18 protein-coding genes are annotated in these 20,117 nt (G+C 42.9%); 9 read left to right on the forward strand and 9 right to left on the reverse strand.

The window, feature by feature from the left end:
* Nucleotides 1–135: 135 nt before the first annotated feature.
* Genes H6G08_RS15600 through H6G08_RS15610 form a run of 3 tightly spaced genes read right to left on the reverse strand, consistent with a single transcriptional unit; the run spans nucleotide 136 to nucleotide 2,221 of the window.
* Nucleotides 136–702, reverse strand: coding sequence for a DUF3124 domain-containing protein (locus tag H6G08_RS15600; protein WP_190544208.1), 567 nt, complete (start codon nucleotides 700–702; stop codon nucleotides 136–138).
* Nucleotides 703–707: 5 nt separating this feature from the next.
* Nucleotides 708–1,385 carry a potassium channel family protein gene (locus H6G08_RS15605; RefSeq protein ID WP_190544212.1) on the reverse strand — a complete coding sequence of 226 codons (678 nt, stop codon included), beginning with the start codon at nucleotides 1,383–1,385 and terminating at the stop codon, nucleotides 708–710.
* Between the two features lie 35 nt (nucleotides 1,386–1,420).
* Entirely contained in the window at nucleotides 1,421–2,221 is an 801-nt protein-coding gene (locus H6G08_RS15610; protein ID WP_313941859.1) for a pantothenate kinase, read from the reverse strand.
* A 160-nt stretch (nucleotides 2,222–2,381) separates the two neighbouring features.
* On the opposite strand from H6G08_RS15610, the gene H6G08_RS15615 reads away from it, so the two are divergent.
* The 3 genes from H6G08_RS15615 to H6G08_RS15625 all read left to right on the forward strand — a co-directional run bounded on the left by H6G08_RS15615 (nucleotide 2,382) and on the right by H6G08_RS15625 (nucleotide 7,939).
* Nucleotides 2,382–4,106, forward strand: a complete 1,725-nt coding sequence (locus tag H6G08_RS15615) for a diflavin flavoprotein (RefSeq protein ID WP_190544215.1) — start codon at nucleotides 2,382–2,384, stop codon at nucleotides 4,104–4,106.
* 167 nt (nucleotides 4,107–4,273) lie between these two features.
* Complete coding sequence (locus H6G08_RS15620; RefSeq protein ID WP_190544348.1) at nucleotides 4,274–5,983, forward strand: diflavin flavoprotein; 1,710 nt, start codon at nucleotides 4,274–4,276, stop codon at nucleotides 5,981–5,983.
* A gap of 423 nt (nucleotides 5,984–6,406) precedes the next feature.
* Nucleotides 6,407–7,939: a hypothetical protein gene (locus H6G08_RS15625; protein WP_190544217.1), complete on the forward strand. Its 1,533-nt coding sequence runs from the start codon at nucleotides 6,407–6,409 to the stop codon at nucleotides 7,937–7,939.
* A gap of 207 nt (nucleotides 7,940–8,146) precedes the next feature.
* Here H6G08_RS15625 and H6G08_RS15630 read toward each other — a convergent pair whose 3' ends face one another.
* The 3 genes from H6G08_RS15630 to glyA all read right to left on the reverse strand — a co-directional run bounded on the left by H6G08_RS15630 (nucleotide 8,147) and on the right by glyA (nucleotide 12,105).
* Nucleotides 8,147–9,400, reverse strand: a complete 1,254-nt coding sequence (locus H6G08_RS15630; protein ID WP_190544220.1) for a competence/damage-inducible protein A — start codon at nucleotides 9,398–9,400, stop codon at nucleotides 8,147–8,149.
* Nucleotides 9,401–9,514: 114 nt separating this feature from the next.
* Nucleotides 9,515–10,555: a glycosyltransferase family 4 protein gene (locus H6G08_RS15635; RefSeq protein ID WP_190544223.1), complete on the reverse strand. Its 1,041-nt coding sequence runs from the start codon at nucleotides 10,553–10,555 to the stop codon at nucleotides 9,515–9,517.
* A gap of 266 nt (nucleotides 10,556–10,821) precedes the next feature.
* The gene (glyA, locus tag H6G08_RS15640) at nucleotides 10,822–12,105 is read right to left on the reverse strand and encodes a serine hydroxymethyltransferase (RefSeq protein WP_190544226.1); all 1,284 of its coding nucleotides are present in this window, start codon (nucleotides 12,103–12,105) and stop codon (nucleotides 10,822–10,824) included.
* A 619-nt stretch (nucleotides 12,106–12,724) separates the two neighbouring features.
* Here glyA and H6G08_RS15645 point away from each other — a divergent pair.
* From H6G08_RS15645 to H6G08_RS15655, 3 genes are all read left to right on the forward strand, one after another.
* On the forward strand, nucleotides 12,725–12,922 hold the full coding sequence (locus H6G08_RS15645; RefSeq protein ID WP_190544229.1) for a hypothetical protein: 198 nt from the start codon (nucleotides 12,725–12,727) through the stop codon (nucleotides 12,920–12,922).
* Between the two features lie 133 nt (nucleotides 12,923–13,055).
* Complete coding sequence (locus H6G08_RS15650; RefSeq protein ID WP_190544232.1) at nucleotides 13,056–14,288, forward strand: RNA-guided endonuclease InsQ/TnpB family protein; 1,233 nt, start codon at nucleotides 13,056–13,058, stop codon at nucleotides 14,286–14,288.
* Between the two features lie 65 nt (nucleotides 14,289–14,353).
* On the forward strand, nucleotides 14,354–14,833 hold the full coding sequence (locus tag H6G08_RS15655; protein WP_190544234.1) for a Tic20 family protein: 480 nt from the start codon (nucleotides 14,354–14,356) through the stop codon (nucleotides 14,831–14,833).
* 3 nt (nucleotides 14,834–14,836) lie between these two features.
* Here the strand turns inward: H6G08_RS15655 and H6G08_RS15660 are convergent, their stop codons facing one another.
* Entirely contained in the window at nucleotides 14,837–15,610 is a 774-nt protein-coding gene (locus H6G08_RS15660; protein WP_190544239.1) for a fumarylacetoacetate hydrolase family protein, read from the reverse strand.
* 458 nt (nucleotides 15,611–16,068) lie between these two features.
* Between H6G08_RS15660 and rpsF the strand changes: the two genes are divergently transcribed.
* A complete protein-coding gene (gene rpsF / locus H6G08_RS15665) occupies nucleotides 16,069–16,395 on the forward strand; it encodes a 30S ribosomal protein S6 (RefSeq protein ID WP_190544243.1) in 327 nt (108 codons plus the stop codon).
* Nucleotides 16,396–16,595: 200 nt separating this feature from the next.
* A complete protein-coding gene (locus H6G08_RS15670; protein WP_190544245.1) occupies nucleotides 16,596–17,147 on the forward strand; it encodes an Npun_F5560 family protein in 552 nt (183 codons plus the stop codon).
* A 261-nt stretch (nucleotides 17,148–17,408) separates the two neighbouring features.
* Here the strand turns inward: H6G08_RS15670 and H6G08_RS15675 are convergent, their stop codons facing one another.
* Entirely contained in the window at nucleotides 17,409–17,762 is a 354-nt protein-coding gene (locus tag H6G08_RS15675) for an STAS domain-containing protein (RefSeq protein WP_190544248.1), read from the reverse strand.
* A 461-nt stretch (nucleotides 17,763–18,223) separates the two neighbouring features.
* On the opposite strand from H6G08_RS15675, the gene H6G08_RS15680 reads away from it, so the two are divergent.
* Nucleotides 18,224–18,853 (forward strand): DedA family protein, encoded by a 630-nt coding sequence (locus H6G08_RS15680; RefSeq protein WP_190544252.1) that lies wholly within the window; start codon nucleotides 18,224–18,226, stop codon nucleotides 18,851–18,853.
* A 58-nt stretch (nucleotides 18,854–18,911) separates the two neighbouring features.
* Here H6G08_RS15680 and H6G08_RS15685 read toward each other — a convergent pair whose 3' ends face one another.
* On the reverse strand, nucleotides 18,912–20,111 hold the full coding sequence (locus H6G08_RS15685; RefSeq protein WP_190544255.1) for an argininosuccinate synthase: 1,200 nt from the start codon (nucleotides 20,109–20,111) through the stop codon (nucleotides 18,912–18,914).
* Nucleotides 20,112–20,117 lie beyond the last annotated feature (6 nt).

The raw sequence follows: 20,117 nt of genomic DNA on the forward strand, positions 1-20,117 counted from the left end.
TAAGTTGACATGTATGGTTTTCCCTGCCCTTGTAAGGGTTTCAATGTTAAGTTTTAGATTGCATTTTGGAATAAGTAAGTCGCCCGGAATAAAACTAAATATGTTATGGCAATCCCAGGTATATCATTTAATTCATCACTTTACAGATGTGGTTTGAGAGTTTTTGACATTTTTAATAACTTTACCAGTACTCACAAAAGACACACCTTGTTGAAATTCTGTGGCTATCATTACGGCTTCGACTATCGGCTCAGAAATAACTTTTGCAGATACCCATTCGACAATAAAATTTGCGCCTAAACCGCCACTGGTATCTCTTCTATTAATAAAAAATTCTGTAGAACCTAAAGCTTTTAATTGAATCGGTTGGTCTAAATATTGTCTAATTAATGCACCTTCTGAATCATAGTAACGCACAGTAGTAATAATTATCGGATTAGTTAAATCTGTATTGCGAATACTCAAGGTAGCGGCTAAGTTTAAAAGTTGCGGTTCATCACCATGATATATATGGGAATATATGGGTACATATATAGTTTGACCCATTGCTACAGGAAAATTTTTGTCTAGAGTGACAACTTGTTGAGAGGATGTAGTTTTATTATTTGGAGATTGTGAATTTTGCGGTTGATTGGGTGATGTACAAGCTACTAGAAAAATCAAAACGGCAGCTATTAAATAAAAACGTATATATAGCTTCATTAAATTTATTTACAGCCTTCAATAAAATCTATCATTTGATGCAATGAACCCGGTTTGGTGACAACTAGTATAGTTGATTCAGGTTCTAAGACTGTACTACCGTTAGGAATAGTTAAATCTTCATTAGGATGGGGTTGATAGCCAATAATTAGAGAACCTGTAGGAAAGCGTGAATCCTGAGCAATTTCGGCAATACTGCGATTTACTACATAGCACTTATTGGGAATTGCTAGTTTTAAAACTTCGATTTGTCCTTGCTCAAAATGCATCATTGATTCTACTTGGGGATATTCAATTGCATTCACCATTGTGGAAACTGCTAGTTCAACTGCGCCGATAATATGATTAGCTCCAGCTAATTTAAACGGTTCAGCAAAATCGGAATGGCGCATCCGCGTCACAATATGGGGAACGCCGTAATGTTTGGCGAGGGTTACCATTGCTAAGTTCAACGCATCACTCCGCAACACAGCTGCTAAAGCATCGGCTTTGCGAATTCCTGCTTCTAATAAAACTTGTGTGCTGACGGCGCTACCTTCAAAAGCCATCGCGCCTACTTGCTCGCGGGCGTAGCGACAAGCATTAGGATCGATGTCAATGACTGCTACAGTATGTCCTAGTTCGATTAATTTCTGCGCTAGGCTGAGTCCGACTAAACCAGATCCACCAATTAGCACGTACATAGCTGTTGTTTGATAATGTTCAGACTTTTACTTTATCAAACGTGGCTTTTAAGGGCGGCTATACCCCAAAAGATTAAATTGGGTTCTACAGTTAAACGGGATGCGATCGCGGGATACAAAATTTGGAGATAATTGAATAGTAAAGTGCGATCGCCTCCTTTAATCGCAATCTTCCCTTCTGGATATAATTGCCACCACGCTTCAATAAAGTCTTTGATTCCAGCTAACAGGGTATAAATCACACCGCTTTGAATCGCTTCTGCGGTACTTAAAGCGAAGCGTGGCGGAAGAGATACAAGAGATTCTGTCTCTATTTGGGGTAATTGTCCGGTTTTTTGCCCTAAAGTTGCAAATTGCAAGCCCAAACCCGGTAAAATCGCTCCTCCCACTAAATACTGGTTAGCATCCGCAGCTGTAAAAGTCAGTGCTGTTCCCGCATCAATTACCAGCATGGGAAATCCCCAAGTTTTACCCGCACCCCATAAAGCCAAAGCGCGATCGATTCCTAATGTAGGATAGATGTTTTTGAGGGGTATTTGCTCTAGGGTGATTACCCGCACATGAGGATAAGTTTGCCACAGTGCTGTTTGACTGGGAACTACAGAGGCGATGGTGAGGAGGGGGGGCAGGGAGCAGGGGGCAGGGAATGAAATTTCTGGGGGTAAGTCAGCCAGTGTGTGAGATTGTGCTAGTTGCTGGATGACTGATTCTGGTAAATATTCGGTATCCCAGGTACAGTCAAGCTTTGCGCCGATAAATAACGCCCAATGTAGCCGAGTATTGCCAATTTCCAATGCCAACCAAATATTGTCTGTTTTACCCACTTGTTCTTTCACGACTCCTAAATATCCTTCTTTGCAATGCCCAATGCCCCATGCCCCATGCCCAATTTAATTTTCTTAAGTTACCTATAGATTTTTTAATAAAAATTTACAATCCTGCCATGTCAAAATAAAGTTAGAGGAAAATATACTCATTTTGTCAAGGAGGGGAGTTATGGTAGCGCTCACCGAAAGAATTGAAAAAAGGCTAACCATTCAGACTGTGGATATTGCTGAAGATACTACAGCTATTCGCTCTTTGGACTGGGATCGCGATCGCTTTGATATTGAATTTGGTCTGCAAAACGGTACAACTTACAATTCATTTTTGATTCGCGGTGAGCAGACCGTGCTTGTTGATACCTCCCATGAAAAGTTTCGTCAGCTATATTTTGATACGCTCACAGGGCTGATTAATCCTCAAGAAATTGATTATTTAATTGTCAGCCACACTGAGCCAGATCATAGCGGTTTAGTGAAAGATTTATTACAGATAGCACCGAATATTACTGTAGTTGCTTCAAAAGTAGCAATTCAGTTTTTGGAAGATTTGGTACATCAGCCGTTTAAACGCCGGATTGTCAAAAATGGCGATCGCTTGGATATTGGGAACGGTCATGAATTTGAATTTGTGATCGCCCCTAACCTGCACTGGCCGGATACTATCTTTAGTTTTGACCATAAAACGCAAACTCTCTACACCTGCGACGCTTTCGGGATGCACTATTGTACCGAAAGTACTTTTGATGAAGATTTAAAAGCAATTGAGGCGGATTTTAAATATTACTACGAATGCTTAATGGGGCCGAATGCGCGGTCAGTACTGTCAGCTTTAAAGCGCATGGGCGAACTTCCCGAAGTAAAAATGATTGGTACCGGTCACGGGCCCTTACTTTATCACAACGTTACCAAACTTACCGGACTTTACCGCAGTTGGAGTCAAACCCAACCCAAACCAGAAACAGTCATTGGCATATTTTACGTTTCGGAATACGGTCATAGCGATCGCCTCGCCCAAGCCATTGCCAATGGTATCAACAAAGCTGGGGTAGCGATAGAATGGGTAGATTTAGGTTCTGGCATTGATTTACAAGAACTGCGAGAATTAGTAGGTCGTTGTGCTGGGTTAGTGGTGGGTGTACCGCCGGTTTCCAGTTCTGCGAATATCCAAGCCGCCCTCAGCACCGTTTTAGGCTCTGTAAAAGAAAAGCAAGGCATTGGTATATTTGAAACTGGCGGCGGCGATGACGAACCAATAGATCCTTTATTAACTAAGTTCCGCAATTTGGGACTAACAACAGTTTTCCCTGCAATTCGCATTAAACAAACCCTCAGCGAAAACACTTATAAACAGTGTGAAGAAGCTGGTACAGACTTAGCTCAGTGGGTAACACGCGATCGCAGTATTAAAGCGATGAAATCTCTGAGTGCTGACTTAGATAAAGCCCTGGGGAGACTTAGCGGCGGTTTATATATCATCACCGCCAAAAAAGGCGATGTGAAGAGCGCCATGTTAGCTTCTTGGGTAGCCCAAGCCAGCTTTAAACCTCTAGGATTTTCCATTGCAGTCGCTAAGGATCGGGCGATTGAATCACTTATGCAAGTAGGCGATCGCTTTGTCCTCAACATCTTAGAAGAAGGCAATTATCAAACATTAATGAAGCACTTCTTAAAGCGATTCGCCCCTGGTGCCGATCGCTTTGAAGGCGTAAAAACCCAGCCAGCCGAAAACGGCGCACCCATCCTCACCGATGCCTTAGCTTATATCGAGTGCGAAGTCCAAAGCCGGATGGATTGCGGCGATCACTGGGCAGTCTACAGCACCGTCTCCGCCGGACGAGTATCTAAGTCAGAAGCCTTGACTGCTGTGCATCATCGTAAAGTTGGTAACCATTACTAGGGGCTAGGGGCTAGGGACTAGAGACTAGGGGCTAGGGACTAGGGACTAGGGGCTAGGGAAGAGAGAAATATATCCAATGCCCCATGCCCAATGCCCAATGCCCAATGCCCAATGCCCAATGCCCCATGCCCCATGCCCCATGCCCTATGCCCTATTCCCCATGCCCTATGTCTACTAAACCTCGTGACGTTCAAGTTTTCCCGATAGCTACAGATACCACCGTACTGCGATCGCGCAGTTGGTCAAGGTTAAGGTTTGAAATTGAATATGCCTTAGCTAAGGGTACAACAGCTAATTCATACATAATTCAAGGTGATAAACTCGCCCTAATTGACCCCCCTGGCGAAACTTTTACGCAAATCTACTTAAATGCTTTGCAGCAAAGATATGATGTCAAAGCTATTGAGTATGTAATTTTGGGTCATGTCAACCCCAACCGCGCCGCGACTTTAAAAGCGTTGCTAGAAGTCGCACCGCAAATTACCTTTGTTTGTTCTAATCCTGGGGCGATCGCTTTACGTGGGGCGCTAGAAAACCCAGACTTACCAATTCTGGTGATGCGGGGGGATGAAACCCTAAATTTAGGTAAGGGTCACGATTTACAATTCATCCCTACCCCTAACCCCCGCTATGCAGACCTCCTCTGCACCTATGACCCCCAAACGGAAATTCTCTATACAGATAAGTTCTTTGGGGCGCATATTTGTGGCGATCAGGTGTTTGATGAAGGCTGGGAATCAATTAACGAAGACCGCCGCTATTATTTTGATTGTTTGATGGCTCCCCATGCCCGTCAAGTGGAAACAGCCCTAGATAAACTAGCCGATTTCCCCGCCAGAATTTACGCCACTGGACACGGGCCTTTGGTACGTTATGCCTTAATTGAACTCACCAAAGCATACCGGGAATGGAGTCAGCAACAAACTTCCGCAGACTTGACAGTTGCACTAATTTATGCATCAGCGTATGGCAATACAGCTACATTAGCTCAGGCGATCGCTCGCGGCATCACCAAAGCAGGTGTGGCTGTAGAATCGATTAACTGTGAATTTACAGATCCAGAAGATATCCGCGCGGCTGTAGAGAAATCTGCTGGCTTTGTCATGGGTTCCCCTACATTGGGAGGTCATGCACCCACGCCAGTACAAACAGCTTTAGGGATTGTCCTGGCCACCGCTACTAATAATAAACTTGCGGGTGTATTTGGCTCCTTTGGCTGGAGTGGTGAAGCCGTCGATTTAATTGAAAGTAAACTCAAAGACGCAGGTTATCGCTTTGGTTTTGACACCATCCGCGTCAAATTCAAACCCAACGATGTCACCTTGCAACTGTGCGAACAAGCCGGAACCGACTTTGCGCAAACATTGAAGAAAGCGAAAAAAGTGCGATCGCAAAGCGTACCCGCCACCACTGTAGAACAAGCAGTAGGGCGAATTGTTGGTTCTCTATGCGTTCTCACAGCCAAGCAAGACGATATATCCAGCGCCATGCTAGCCTCCTGGGTAGCGCAAGCTAGCTTTAGTCCCCCTGGCTTAACCATAGCCGTAGCTAAAGACCGCGCCGTCGAATCCCTAACACACACAGGGAATCAATTTGTCCTAAATATCCTCAAAGAAGGAAATCATTTAGGCTTGATGAAACACTTCCTCAAACCCTTCGGCCCCGGACAAGATAGATTTGCTAATGTCGCCACACAAGAAGCTGAAAACGGTTCTCCCATTCTTAATGATGCATTAGCATATTTAGAATGTTCTGTCAAGAACCGCATGGAATCCGGCGATCATTGGCTAGTTTATGCAACTGTCGAGAATGGCAAAGTGCTAAATCAAGACGGTGTTACAGCAGTGCATCATCGCAAATCCGCGACTCATTATTAATTGAGTGTTAACTTAAGGCAAAACCCCAATTATACCTCGCTCCCATGTTTTGCATGGGAGTTTAGAGCAATTAGAAAATAATAAGACGAAAAATCAAGTTTATTAGCCTGCGTAGGCAGGCTTGGTTTGTATAGCCTCACCCTTATAGGGTGTAGGTGCAAGATATCAGCGATCGCAACGCACCGACAACCATCAACAATTCAAAGTCTGTTAACCTACAGCACAACACACCCTGCGAAGTTACATAGAGTGTTAGAAGTTACCCATGAATGGGAATACTGAAACTAGTACAGCAATGTGGATATAAAGCGAAATTCAATCAAAATAGCCGAAAAGCCTACTTTATAAGCTTGGATAATTTTGAGTTTTAGCTTCCGCGTAAGTGTACTAGGTTATCAGTAAGCTTCTTCATCCATCCTCAATATGACACAGCTAAATACTCTCGAACTGGCTAAACAGGGTGATGCAAACGCCATTAACACTTTGATAATTGAGTGGTTAGGCTTACCCAGCATTACAGCAAAAACTAGCCTGAAACAAGATTGTTTACAGGTAATGCTAGAGTCAGAAAATATCCCAGAGCAAAATTCATTAGTACCGCTAATTCATCATGGATTAAGTGATTTAGGTAGCCAAACTTTTAAAAAGGTCAAAATATTTGGGCGAGAAGCTGGTGAAGATTTTCCTGATTGGCAACAAGAATTAGAATTACAGCCAGATTCATCTGCGTCAACGCTTCAAGCAGATGTTGTCACCGAATCCGTCACAGTAGTCACCACAACAAAAGAAGATAGTCAATTATCTATAAAAGAACCATCTTTCTTTGACTCATTATTTGGGGTAGTAGCAGGTACAGCAGATGCAGTAGGTAGTGCAGCTTTTCACACTGGACAGGCGGTTGCAGGAGCCGCTATGGGAATTGGTGGAGCTATTGGTGGTGTAGCTTGTGGTGTAGCAGATGGTGCTGTACAAACTGGACAGGCGGTTGCAGGAGCCGCTATGGGTGTTGGTGAAGCTATTGGTAGTGCTGCGATACAAGCAACACAAGTAGCAGGACAAGCACTAGCAATCGTCGGTAATAATCCCCCGTTGAGATTAGCAATCAAATCTTTAAATCAGGATTGGTTGAATCCCTTTATCGAAAAGATAGATATAGTTAAGGCTGAGGCTGCTGTCAAAAAGTTACAGCAAGAACACCCCAATCAAAAACCAGGAGAAATTGCTCATCATTTGATGTTGGAAAAAGCTGTTTTTGCTGGAGGAACAGGACTAGCTAGCAGTCTAGCGCCAGGACAAGCCGCAGCCATGTTTGCTGTCGATTTTGCGGCTACGGCTGCATTATCAGTGGAGTTAGTTTATCAAATTGCTGCTGCTTATGGGATGAATTTAACAGATAGCGAACGAAAATCTGAAGCTGTAGCAATTTTTGGTTTAGGTATAGGTGGAAAGACAGCAATCAAAGCAGGGTTAGGTTTGCTGCGAAATCTACCAGTAGCAGGTGCAGTAATTGGTGCTAGTTCCAATGCAGTCATGATTTATGCCTTGGGTTATGCTGCTTGTCAATTTTATGAAGCAAAGCAAAATCCCTTAACCTTACAAGCAACATTAGTAGATGCTCAGATAGAAAGCGAAAGATATCTCGAAGCTGCTATATCCCAAGAAAAAATTATGGATCAAATTTTAGTTCATATTGTTTTAGCAGGTAATCCAAATAAATCTTGGGAAGAGATTCTGCCAGAATTGCAAACCGCTAATCTCAGTCCGGCATCAATCGATGCGATCGCTACTAATATTAAATCACCACCATCTTTAGACAGTTTACTTAAGCAAGTTAACAGTGATTTTGCTGTACCTCTAATAGCTCAATGCCATAGAATTGCTCATTTAGATGGAGTAATTACACCAGCAGAAGCTAAGGTAATAGAGACAATTAAACAAAAGCTCAACCGTAATTAAATCACAATTCCATATACCTAACTTGCCTTTGCAGCCTGTGTTAAACTAGCCGCATCCTGAATGGATGACGGCTAATATTAATTAAATCGCATCATCCCAATTCAATATGAAGATGCATATAATCTAGCCTGCGCAGGCAGGCTTTGTAATTATAGCCCCACCCTTGAGGGTGAGGGCGTTAATGTGCAGCCTCACAGATAATTGGTATTACACCCTTGTAACTAACTTGCGCCGCAGGAAATCCAATGCACCACAGGCACTAACATAGCGAATATAAGCACGAGTGCGCGTTGAGCCAAAGCGATACTCAATACTTGTGACTTCATCCTTCGGCCCGGCTAAACCCACATAAACCAAACCTACAGGCTTTGTATCACTCCCCCCTGTTGGGCCTGCAATACCAGTGACACCTAATCCCCAAGTTGTAGACAGGCGGGTTTTGACTCCCAGCGCCATTTGTTCAGCAACAGTAGCACTCACAGCGCCAAATTTATCTAAATCCTCTGGGTTAACGCCTAACATACCCACTTTCACGGAGTTGTCATAAGAAATTACACCACCCCAAAAGTATTCCGAACTACCAGAAATATCAGTTAACATCTGCCCTAATCCTCCACCAGTACAGGATTCCGCTACTGATAGAGTTTCTCCCGATGCCTGCAATAACTTACCCACTACCACAGCTAAGGTATCATTATCCACACCGTAATAATCTAAGCCAGCAATTTCTCTGATTTCTTTTTCAATCGGTGCAATTAAATCTGCTGCTACTGCTTCCGAAGCCGCCTTAGCAGAAACTCTCAATCTCACTTCTCCGTTACCCGCGTAAGGCGCAACTGTGGGATTAGTTAAATCAAAGTAAAAGGAGACTTTTTCTGCCAAAGCCGATTCACCAATTCCCCAAAACCTTAAACTACGGCTGTAAATAATTTCTTGACCCCAACCTTGGCTTTTGAGAAAAGGTACTGCGGTTTCTTCCCACATCCGATACATTTCCGAGGGTACGCCGGGGAAGGTTAAAATTGTTACTCCTGGACGAGGTTGCCAAATAATTCCTGGTGCTGTGCCTGTGGGATTAGGTAAAATATCTGCACCTTGGGGAATCAAAGCTTGTTTGCGGTTATTAGCGCTCATTACCCGACCCCGTTGGGCAAATTTCGCCGTCATATCTTCAATAATTTCCGGCTTTTCTACCAAAGGCGCGCCAAAAAAATCAGCGATGGTTTCGCAGGTAAGATCATCTGGGGTGGGGCCTAGTCCACCTGTAAAAATTAAAATTTGTGCCCTAGAAGTAGCAATATCCATAACTTGCTTGAGTCGTTCAACATTATCTCCAACTACGGTTTGATAGTGATGGGGAATACCTAATTGGGCTAATTGTTTGGCTAAATATTGAGCATTGCTGTTGAGAATATCCCCTAACAGCATTTCTGTACCCACACAAATAATTTCTGCACTCATAGATTTTGATTTTAAATTATATGAATCCCTGTTTAAACCTGCTTCCGCAATGGGGAGAGGTTGAGAAAACCTGGAAATTCAGGAATCAAATTTTAACAAAAAAGATTTATTATTTTACCGCGAAAGCTTCCAAACTCGCCAAATAGCAAAGCTAATAACTGAAGTAGCTGCAAAAGCGTATGTCATACCACTAGGGATACCAGCAATAGCTAATGCTAAACTGCCCACCCAGAGGGTTAAAGAATAAATAAATAATACTGTCCAACGATGGGATAAACCAGCCTTGAGTAAGCGATGATGCAGATGGCTTTTATCTGCTGTAAAGGGAGATTTACCGCTATGCAATCTAGTTAAAATCACGGCTGACATATCGACAATGGGAACCGCGAGAATTAAGTAAGGCAATAATACTGCTGTAAAAGCGGGAATTTTCACCAAACCAATTACACCTACAGAGGCTAGAGTAAAGCCCATAAAATAAGCCCCGCCATCTCCCATAAAGATTTGTGCGGGGTTGAAGTTGTAGCGGAGAAATCCTAGTGCTGCACCAGCCAAGGCGGCGGCTATGAGGGCGGCGGCTGGTTGGTTCATAAACAGGGCGACAACCAACATGACTAAAGCTGCAATTCCCGATACCCCAGCCGCTAATCCATCTAAACCGTCAATCCAGTTAATAGCATTTACCATCCCCACTAGCCAAATGACTGTTATCGGTAAACTCAGCCAGTATAGATTCACAATGCCGACATAGGGAATGGTAACAAAATCTATACTTACGCCCGCTTTCCATGCGCCAGCTGCAATAATAATTTGCATCAACAGACGCGACAAGGGTGACAAGTTCAGCAAGTCGTCGGCTAAACCAATGAGAAAGAAGCCGAGACCGCCTAAAGTGACACCCCAAATTTGCCATTCCTTGTCTGGTGGTAGGCTGCCAAATCCACCTAACCACCAGACAATGAGTAAAGAGGTAACTGTCCCTGCGAAAATCGAAACTCCTCCCAGGCGTACCATTGGGCGTTGATGGACTTTGCGTCCGCCAGGCTGGTCTACATTTCCACTTTTTATACCAATGTTCCTGACATCTGGTGTAGTCCAGAGAACGACTACAGCAGCCATGAGGAAGGAAATCAGATGATAAATCTGAGGAGGCATCTGTATTTTCAAAAGGTAAGTTTTCAGACAAGATTCGGGGCTAGGGACTGTTTTCAAACTCTAAATTAGACTTAATTGTAGGTTGGGTTGAGGAACGAAACCCAACATTTACGTCACTTCGTTGGGTTGCGTCTACTTTCTGCAACCTACTTTCGGGGTTTGAAAACACGCCCTAGGGGCTAGGGACTAGAGAATTAGGGGTTAGGGAATAAGAAGATAAGTCTTTATACCCAATGCCCAATGCCCCATGCCCAATGCCCAATGCCCTATACCAATGCTGGTACGGGAATTTCTAGATGAGAGTATAGGGGGAAGCGATCGCATAATGCTGCTACTCTTCGCCGACAATCAGCCGCAACTTCTTCAGAATCTGGCGAAAGCAGGCGATCGGCAATAATATTACCAATCTCGGTAAATTCTGCCTCTCCTAGTCCTCTACTAGTCATTGCTGGCGAACCTAATCTCAAACCACTGGTAACAAATGGTGATTGTGGGTCGAAGGGAACGGTATTTTTGTTAGCAGTGATATTGACACCACTAACCAACTGATCCGCTTGTTTTCCAGTCATGCAAATAGACCGTAAATCTACTAACATTAAATGGTTGTCTGTTCCATTCGATACTAGTTTTAATCCCCGATTTTGTAATTGTGCTGCTAAAGCACGAGCATTATCAATTACTTGAGCAGAATAGGTTTTAAACTCAGGCTTTAACGCTTCACCAAAAGCTACTGCTTTCGCCGCAATTACATGCTCTAAAGGCCCGCCTTGAGTTCCGGGAAAAACGGATTTATCCAGCTTTTTACCCAATTCTGCGTCCCCAGTCAAAATTAAACCACCACGAGGGCCTCGGAGGGTTTTATGGGTGGTAGTGGTGACTACATGACAGTAAGGAATCGGGTTAGGATGAAGACCAGTAGCGACTAAGCCAGCAATATGGGCGATATCTGCTAGCAAGTAAGCACCCACTTCATCAGCAATACTGCGGAACTTTTCAAAGTCAATAATCCGGGGATAAGCCGAATAACCGCAAATTAAGAGCTTAGGACGCTCTTTGAGGGCTAATTCGCGAATTTGCTCATAGTCTAATTGTTCAGTTTCTTGGCTAACGCCATAATGTCGCACTTGGAACCATTTACCCGACACATTCACCGGGGAACCGTGGGTTAAATGTCCGCCATGAGACAAATCCATCCCCATAATTTTGTCGCCTGGTTCTAGGAGTGTCAAGAACACGGCAAAATTCGCCTGTGCGCCAGAATGGGGTTGGACGTTAGCATGAGCCGCACCAAATAGCTGTTTAGCGCGGTCGATGGCTATTTGCTCAACTTTATCGATAAATTCACAACCGCCATAGTAGCGTTTACCAGGAAGTCCCTCAGCATATTTATTTGTCAGTACAGAACCTTGAGCCGCCAATACGGCAGGAGAGGTAAAATTTTCACTGGCGATCAACTCTAAATGATCGCGTTGACGCTTAAGTTCTTGATTCAACAAATCCGCGATCGCTGGATCGCTAGCATTCAAAAAGTCCGAATTAGTCTTACTCACTTCAGCTATCCTTAGGGAAATTGCACAAGGGTTATTTTTGGCTGCGTGTTACATCGTAGCAACAATCCACAGTCAAGATTACATAGTTAAACGTCTATAGTTCAATGACTTTCGCTAATAGATGTTAATTTCTGCTGACTTATTTATTATGAGATGTCAGTCCCAAACTTTACCAAGGAAATTGCATGGGGCATTGGGCATTGGGCATGGGCCATTGGGCATTGGGCATTGGGCATTGTGTATGATAATTTATCTTCTTATTTTCTAGTCCCTAGTCCCTAGTCCCTAACCCCTATCTCTCAGCTGGACTTTGAAGATAAAAATATATGTATTACTATATGTATTACTTTTTACTAAAAAAACTCCACTTAACTATACACAACATACAATAAATATAGAGTCTACTAAGCAATTTTGATTGCTTGGCGATCGCTTTTAGCTAATGCGATCGCGCACATCATTGCTCAAGAGACATTAGAGGTTACTTTTAGGCGTTCACTGCCCAATTCAATCAATATCCACTTTTTTTACTGGTAATTCTCCGGCTGGGGCGTCTAAAAAGCCGATCCTCCCTAAATCAAAATGTGGATCGTAGTGTGAATTTACAGGAGGAAAGAGAATGCTAGTAATTGTCATGGAAGATCAAATCCTCACACCCCTTAAGGTTTGTCAATCTTGTTTACTAGCCGACCGTAGCGGACAACCACGTTGGAGCCAAGGCCAACTGCGTTGTGGTCAACAACTACCCACCATCAACGCCCAACAACCAGAGCAATATGAATGTATGATGGGTTTCCGGATTGCGAATATAGAATAACTAGGAATATTGAGATTTACTAGTAACCGCAAGCAACTGCGTTATCAAAAATTTGGGTCTAAAACCCCGTCGTTCTCAGACGGCTTTATGCTTTTTGTGTTAGCATAATTATGTGGTGAATTGGTCGATACCCATGATTGTTTACGAGTTTAAGGTCAAAGGGAAGAATCAGCAATATCGGGCGATAGACGAAGCAATTCTTACTAGCCAATTCATTCAGAATAAGTGCTTACGCTATTGGATGGATAACAAAGATTCAAAGGTAGATAAGTACGCATTAAATAAATACTGTGCGGTATTAGCTGCTGAATTTCCCTTTGCTGATGAATTAAACTCAATGGCTAGACAATCTGCGGCTGAACGTTGTTGGAGTGCGATAGCTCGGTTTTACGATAACTGTAAGAAAAAGGTTAAGGGTAAAAAGGGTTTCCCAAAGTTTAAGAAAAACTGCCGTTCCGTTGAGTATAAATCAACTGGGTGGAAGCTTTCAGAAACCAGAAAGGCAATAACTTTCTCAGATAAGAAAGGTATTGGAACTCTCAAGTTAAAGGGAACCTATGACCTGAACTACTTTTGTCTCAAACAAATTAAGCGTGTGCGGTTAGTGCGTCGTGCTGACGGGTACTATGCTCAGTTTGCAATCGATGTTGATGGGCGAATAGAAACTCAACCCACAAATCAAGTAGTGGGTATTGATTTGGGATTAAAGTACTTCATTGCCGACAATAAAGGCAATGTTGAACCCTCACCCCAGTTTTACCGCAAGTCACAAAGACAGTTAAACCGCGCAAATCGCCAAAAATCTCAGAAGTTCAGCCCTGAGAAACACAAAGCCAAGCTTCAACAATCTAACAATTACCACAAAGCTAGAATAAGATATGCCCGTAAGCATTTAAGGGTAAGTAGGCAACGAAAAGAGTATTGCAAGAGATTAGCGTACTCCGTGATCCAATCTAACGATTTGGTAGCCTATGAAGATTTAAATGTCAAAGGGCTGGTACATAATCGGCATCTAGCTAAATCAATCTCTGATGCTGGTTGGTACACTTTCCGCAGTTGGTTAGAGTATTTTGGACATAAATATGGAAAGGTAACTATTGCAGTTCCTCCCCACAATACAAGCCAAAATTGTGCTAATTGCGGTGAGAAAGTACAGAAATCCCTATCAACTAGAACTCATGTTTGTCCTCACTGTGGGTTTCAAGAAGACAGGGATATCAATGCAGCCATCAACATTTTGAGAAGAGGTCTAGCTACCGTGGGGCACACGGGAACTTACGCTACAGGAGATTTGCCCTCTTGGGCTGTTGGGGTAACCCTGCTGTCTAACGGCAAGTCTGTGAATGTAGAATCCCCGCCCTTATAGGGCGTGGAGTGTCAACCTAAGCTCAAGTGACTGTTGAATTTTAGTTAGCCACAGGAGAACGCACAATGGCTTGGCGCGGGTCTACAACGGTGTCCGATCGCATTTTTGCTTGCTTACCTTATTTATTGCCCTTAATTGATGGGTTGATGTTCGGTTATATTTCCTTATTAAGGCAATTTCCCGCATTACAAGTTGTATTTTTGCCTCTGCAACCAATTATTGCCATTTACGCTAGTTTAGGACAAATAGGACAACTAATTGTTTTCTTTGCCTTATTCTTTTTAGTGGTGAGAAATGAAAAAATTCTTCATTTCATTCGCTATAACACCATGCAGGCAATTTTGTTAGATATCATTGTGTTTCTGTGCAGCATAGTTTTGCGGGTTGTCGCACTCCCTGGTATAGATTTTGCAATTCAAACAGTAGCCAGCACCATCTTTCTCGGTCTAGTTGCAGCAGTTGGATATTCTGTAGCTCAGTCTCTGATGGGACGTTACGCAGAAATTCCCGCAATTTCTGATGCTGTTTACATGCAGGTACGTTAGGGATTAACGGGCAATCACGGTGTTTTCTAGGCGACCAATGCCTTCAATTTCTACACGGACGCGATCGCCTAATTGCAACGCGCCTACACCCTCTGGTGTCCCTGTCAGCACCACATCCCCTGGTAGCAAGGTCATTACCTGACTGATGTAGGAGACTAAAAAATCGGGAGGAAATACCATCCGATCGATACAGCTGGATTGTACGGGATTAACATCGTCATTTAAAAACGTTTGTAATCTCGCTCCCGGATTTAATTCGCGAACAATCCACGGGCCTAACGGACAAAAGGTGTCAAATCCCTTGGCACGCGACCATTGACCGTCCTTTTTTTGTAAATCCCTGGCGGTGACATCATTAGCGATGGTGTAACCCCAAATTTTAGTTTGGGCTTCTTCGGGAGTACAATCACTAGTGCGATCGCCAATAATCAACGCTAACTCGCCTTCATAATCTACCCGTTGAGACAGCGACGGATATTTAATTTCTGTCTCTGAGGCAATAATACATGTTGACGGCTTGAGAAACAGCAAAGGTTCGCTCGGTACAGGCGTCCCCATTTCTGCTGCATGATCTGCATAATTTTTACCTACCGCCACAATTTTTGAAGGCGCACAAGGAGCCAGAATGTGATAATTTTCTGGTTCCAAAATTAAATCTGTTGGCTGTCCTTGTAGCCAAGGTGGAGCATCTAGTACTTGGACTTTCAAGGATAGTTGTAATAGCCCATAGTAAATCTGTCCTTCTGGATTTTGAACTCGCACATAGCGCTGCGCCATAACCTTGATTAATATCCTTTTGGATGCAATTAAAAGCTGTTAGTTGGTAGCCACCATAAGTTAGCTGTTGGGGAAATTCCAAACAATCAATATTCTAAGGTAGAGCCTGGACTCTTCCACCGATATGTATTGACATTGAGCGGCTGACAACCACTAGCTGAATTCCCCTGATGAAAATTAGTCCTGGAGTTAAATTAACTGCCACTGTTGTGACTCAGCAACTTACCATGAGGGTATTGCTGAAGTTGCTCCTTGGTCTGTTAAACTTCAGAAGTCAAGGGGTAGCTTCTGGTGAGAAATTGAAACTCAGGCTAATTTTGCTCAAGATTCAATTTAAAAACTGGTAAGATTATAGTTCCTTGTTGCTTCAGATGTTGATTTATACTGAGATTCCTTTTTGCGATTTTTGTATCAACCAATATCAGCAGCCAATCTGTCCATAAGGAGACTCCAAAGCCATGTCGATAGTTTACGAAACAATGTACATCTTACGTCCCGATTTAGGAGACGAACAGGTAGAGCAAGCGATTAACAAGTATCAGAACTTGCTCAAAGAACAAGGTGCGGGTGAGATCCAAATCCAAAATCGGGGTAAGCGTCGTCTGGCTTATGAAATTAAAAAGCAGCGCGATGGCATTTACATTCAATTTAACTACACTGCGCCACCAACTGCGATCGCTCCTGTCGAAAGAGCAATGCGCTTAAGTGAAGAAGTCATTCGCTACCTGACAACTAAACAGGAAGTCAAAGAAGAGAAAGCTGCTAAAGCGGCTGTACCTGCTTAGGCAATGTAGTAGTAAATTGGTGCTGAGGTCTTGCAACTCAGCACTGAGAAAATAATTAACATAAAACTTATAAAAAAATCTGCCTTTTTTGCTCCTTGGCTTGGTTAGTAATGCTAAATTAACAACAACTTACTGCAAGTAAGTTGACCGTAATTCTAACTAAAAGTGGACAAGATTCTGAATGGGAGCTGTAAGCCACTGTGAGCCAATTTGATACATCCGACATCCAAGCTCTCTCTAATGAAGTATCGCAACTCCGCCAAGAGTTGCAACTTCGCGATCAATTAGTGCAACAATTATCTCAAGAACTTTTCCGGCTGGTAAAGGGTAATACTACCTTTATTCCCCCAAAACCGGAACCGGAAAGAGATATGCAGCAGTTGCAAGCTTTGCAAGAACAATTGCAAGCAGTCGAACAACAGGTGACTTTCTATCAAGAGCAAATTACAGCGCGAGACGCCGAAATCTACCAACTGCGTCAGTCAGTCCAAGAACTCACCGATCGCAGTCGGATGTTGGAGCAAGTAGTTCAAGAGTTACCGCAAATTTATCGGCGCAAATTCGAGGAGCGTATGGCTCCAATCCGAGAAAAAGTAGCAATCCTACAAAAAGAAAATCGCCAACTCCAAGCAGAACTGCAAAGCGTCAGTTACCGCTTGGCAGTCAAAAGCCGTAATGCCAACCATAGTGGCATCGATCTGCCATCTTTTCCCCGTCCTGCTGCCGACCAAACTAATATTTCTGCTGTATAGTTAATATTAATTAACATTGACTGAAAATTTACTCCCCTAGCTTTGAGGTGCGGGGAGTCTTGCTTTATGGGTGAATTCAACCGCTACTCATCGCCTACTAACTGAAATACCCTGCCATATCTGAGCCTCAAGGGCAATCGCCCTTAAGGTATGTAGGTTTACTGTTAATGTTGATGATGGTGAGGCTATAATTATAAAAAATTTATTAAGAATTACTAAAACAGCTTTGACTCACCATCGTAATTTGTTATTAATAAAGGTTCACCCTGCTACTAACAGCCTACTATCTTCAGTGATATTCATGACATCTTCATAGGTATGACAGATTTCAAATACTGAATCCAACTGAGTCAATTCTAAAATCAAGCGTACAGGTGCTTTGACATTGCACAGCACCAAGCGACAGCCACTTTGATGTGCAGCTTTTAATCCTGTCACCAGGGAAACCAAGCCAGAACTGTCCATAAAATCTACGGCTGCTAGGTCGATAACCCAGAGTTGATGAGGTTGTGGTACTACTTGAGACATTTCCTCACTTAAGGCGATTCCACCTTGTAAATCGATGCTACCTTGGGGTTTAAACAAAACCACTTGAATTTGTTGTGTCTGATTCATGATTTTCACGGTATTAATTGCAACACTATAACAGAAAACAGAAAATCGGCACTGATACTGAGTTGCCTATAGATATGCAAATTCTGTAATTACCTCAATAAGTTAGGTATGACAAAAGTGCATCTTCGACAACATTTTTCAGTACTTATGCCGTATAATTTGTTTTAACTTTCACAATATTAGGCATAAGCTACTAATAATTACAGTAGCGTGTGTATCTTTTACAGGATTTTTACATTAATGAGCTTGCAGATAAATTTTTTATAAAAAAATTATAGTTAGTCTCAGTAACTATACTGGTATGTTATTACCTGAGAATAGCGCTATCGTCAAGACTCTAGAGATAATAGTTAGTATAGGGTAGAAGCTATTAAATCTTGTCGGTGGCTTGATTGACACCCCAGCCAAAAAAGAGCAAAGATTATAGTACAAGTAAAAATTTGTAAAGGCGGCGGTGCGGAATGTCTCTTGAGTTGATTTCACTAGAAAACATCCAGGAATTCGCCCACCATTATGGTTATTGGGCAATTTTTTTGGGAATTTTGCTAGAAAATTTAGGCATTCCCCTTCCTGGTGAAACCGTAACCCTTGTAGGTGGGTTTCTTGCAGGTAGTAATGAACTAAATTACTGGCTGGTGCTGGGGGACGCCGTTGCTGGTGCTGCAATTGGTGGCACTTTTGGTTACTGGATTGGTAGACTCGGTGGCTGGAATGTCTTGCTCCAAATTGGGAAGTTATTCCGGATCTCTGAAGAAAAGTTACTAAATATTAAAGCCCAATTTAGTGAAAATGCTGTTAAGGCTGTATTTTTTGGACGCTTTTTTGCGTTATTGCGCATATTTGCTGCACCTCTAGCGGGGATAGCTGATATGTCCTTCGGAAAATTCTTTGTATATAACTTAGCAGGGGCAAGTGCTTGGGCAAGCGTGATGGTAACATTGGCTTTCTTTGCCGGAAAAGTTGTTTCTTTAGAACAATTGGTTTCCTGGGTGAGCCATTTTGCGATCGCAGCCTTACTCATTTTAGTGGCTTTAATTGTTGTGCCTATTTGGTTAGAATCTCGCCAAGTTAAGCGCGCGGCGGGAGAATAATCAAGTCAAAAGTCAAAAGGCAAAAGTAATCACTTGCTTTTACCTTTTGACTTTTATTTTATTTATTTTGCTGTGCCCAAATTCTGGTTGGTAAACCCCAAACATAAATAAAGCCTTCAGCCGCTTTATGATCGAATTGATCTTCAGCGCCGTAGGTGGCTAAATCTGGACTGTAAAGGGAATTATCGCTCCAACGCCCAACAAGGGTAGCATTACCTTTAAATAATTTGAGTCGCACAGTTCCCGATACTCGTTCTTGAGTTTTTTGAATAAACCCATCCAAAGCAGCTTTAAGGGGACTGTACCAGAGACCGTTGTAAACTAATTGGGTATAAGTCTCTTCAATACCGCGCTTATAGTGACTAACATCTGCGGTTAGAGTTAAGCTTTCTAAATCTCTGTGTGCTTGAATTAACACAATCATTGCGGGTGATTCGTAGATTTCCCGCGATTTAATTCCTACCAAGCGGTTTTCGATCATGTCAATGCGACCGATCCCGTGATTTCCCGCTAGCTGATTGAGTTCGTCAATTAAAGCTACTGGAGTTTTAGCTACACCGTTGAGGGTAGTAGGAATACCTTGTTGGAAACCTATTTCGATGTACTCTGGCTGATTTGGGGTATCAGCGATCGCCTTTGTCATCTGATAAATTTCTTCTGGTGGCTCATTAGCTGGATCTTCGAGGACACCAGCTTCAATGCTACGACCGAGCAAATTTTTATCAATACTATAAGGAGAAGACTTTTTCACCGGTGCGGGGATACCATAGCGTTCGCCATAGGCGATGGTTTCCTCTCGACTCATTCCCCATTCTCTAGCTGGTGCGAGGATTTTTAGATTGGGATTTAGCGCCGCACAGGAAACATCAAAGCGCACCTGATCGTTACCCTTACCGGTACAACCGTGAGCGATCGCATCGGCTCCATATTTTTCTGCTGTTTCTACTAATATTTTGGCAATTAGGGGGCGAGCAAGTGCAGTTCCTAGCGGATAACGATTTTCATATAAAGCGTTAGCTTGAATCGCTGCAAAAGCGTAATCTTTCACAAAGCTGTCTTTAACATCCGCTACCAGAGATTCACTTGCACCCGATTTTAGGGCTTTTTCACGAACTGGTTCTAATTCATCACCTTGACCTAAATCTGCGGCTAGCGTAATTACTTCTTCCACACCCCACTCTTGTTTGAGGTAGGGAATGCAAACTGAGGTATCAACTCCCCCAGAATATGCTAAGACAACCTTTTTGGCGCGACCCATTAGTTT

The sequence above is a fragment of the Calothrix anomala FACHB-343 genome, assembly GCF_014696435.1.
Lineage (GTDB): Bacteria > Cyanobacteriota > Cyanobacteriia > Cyanobacteriales > Nostocaceae > Aulosira > Aulosira anomala_A.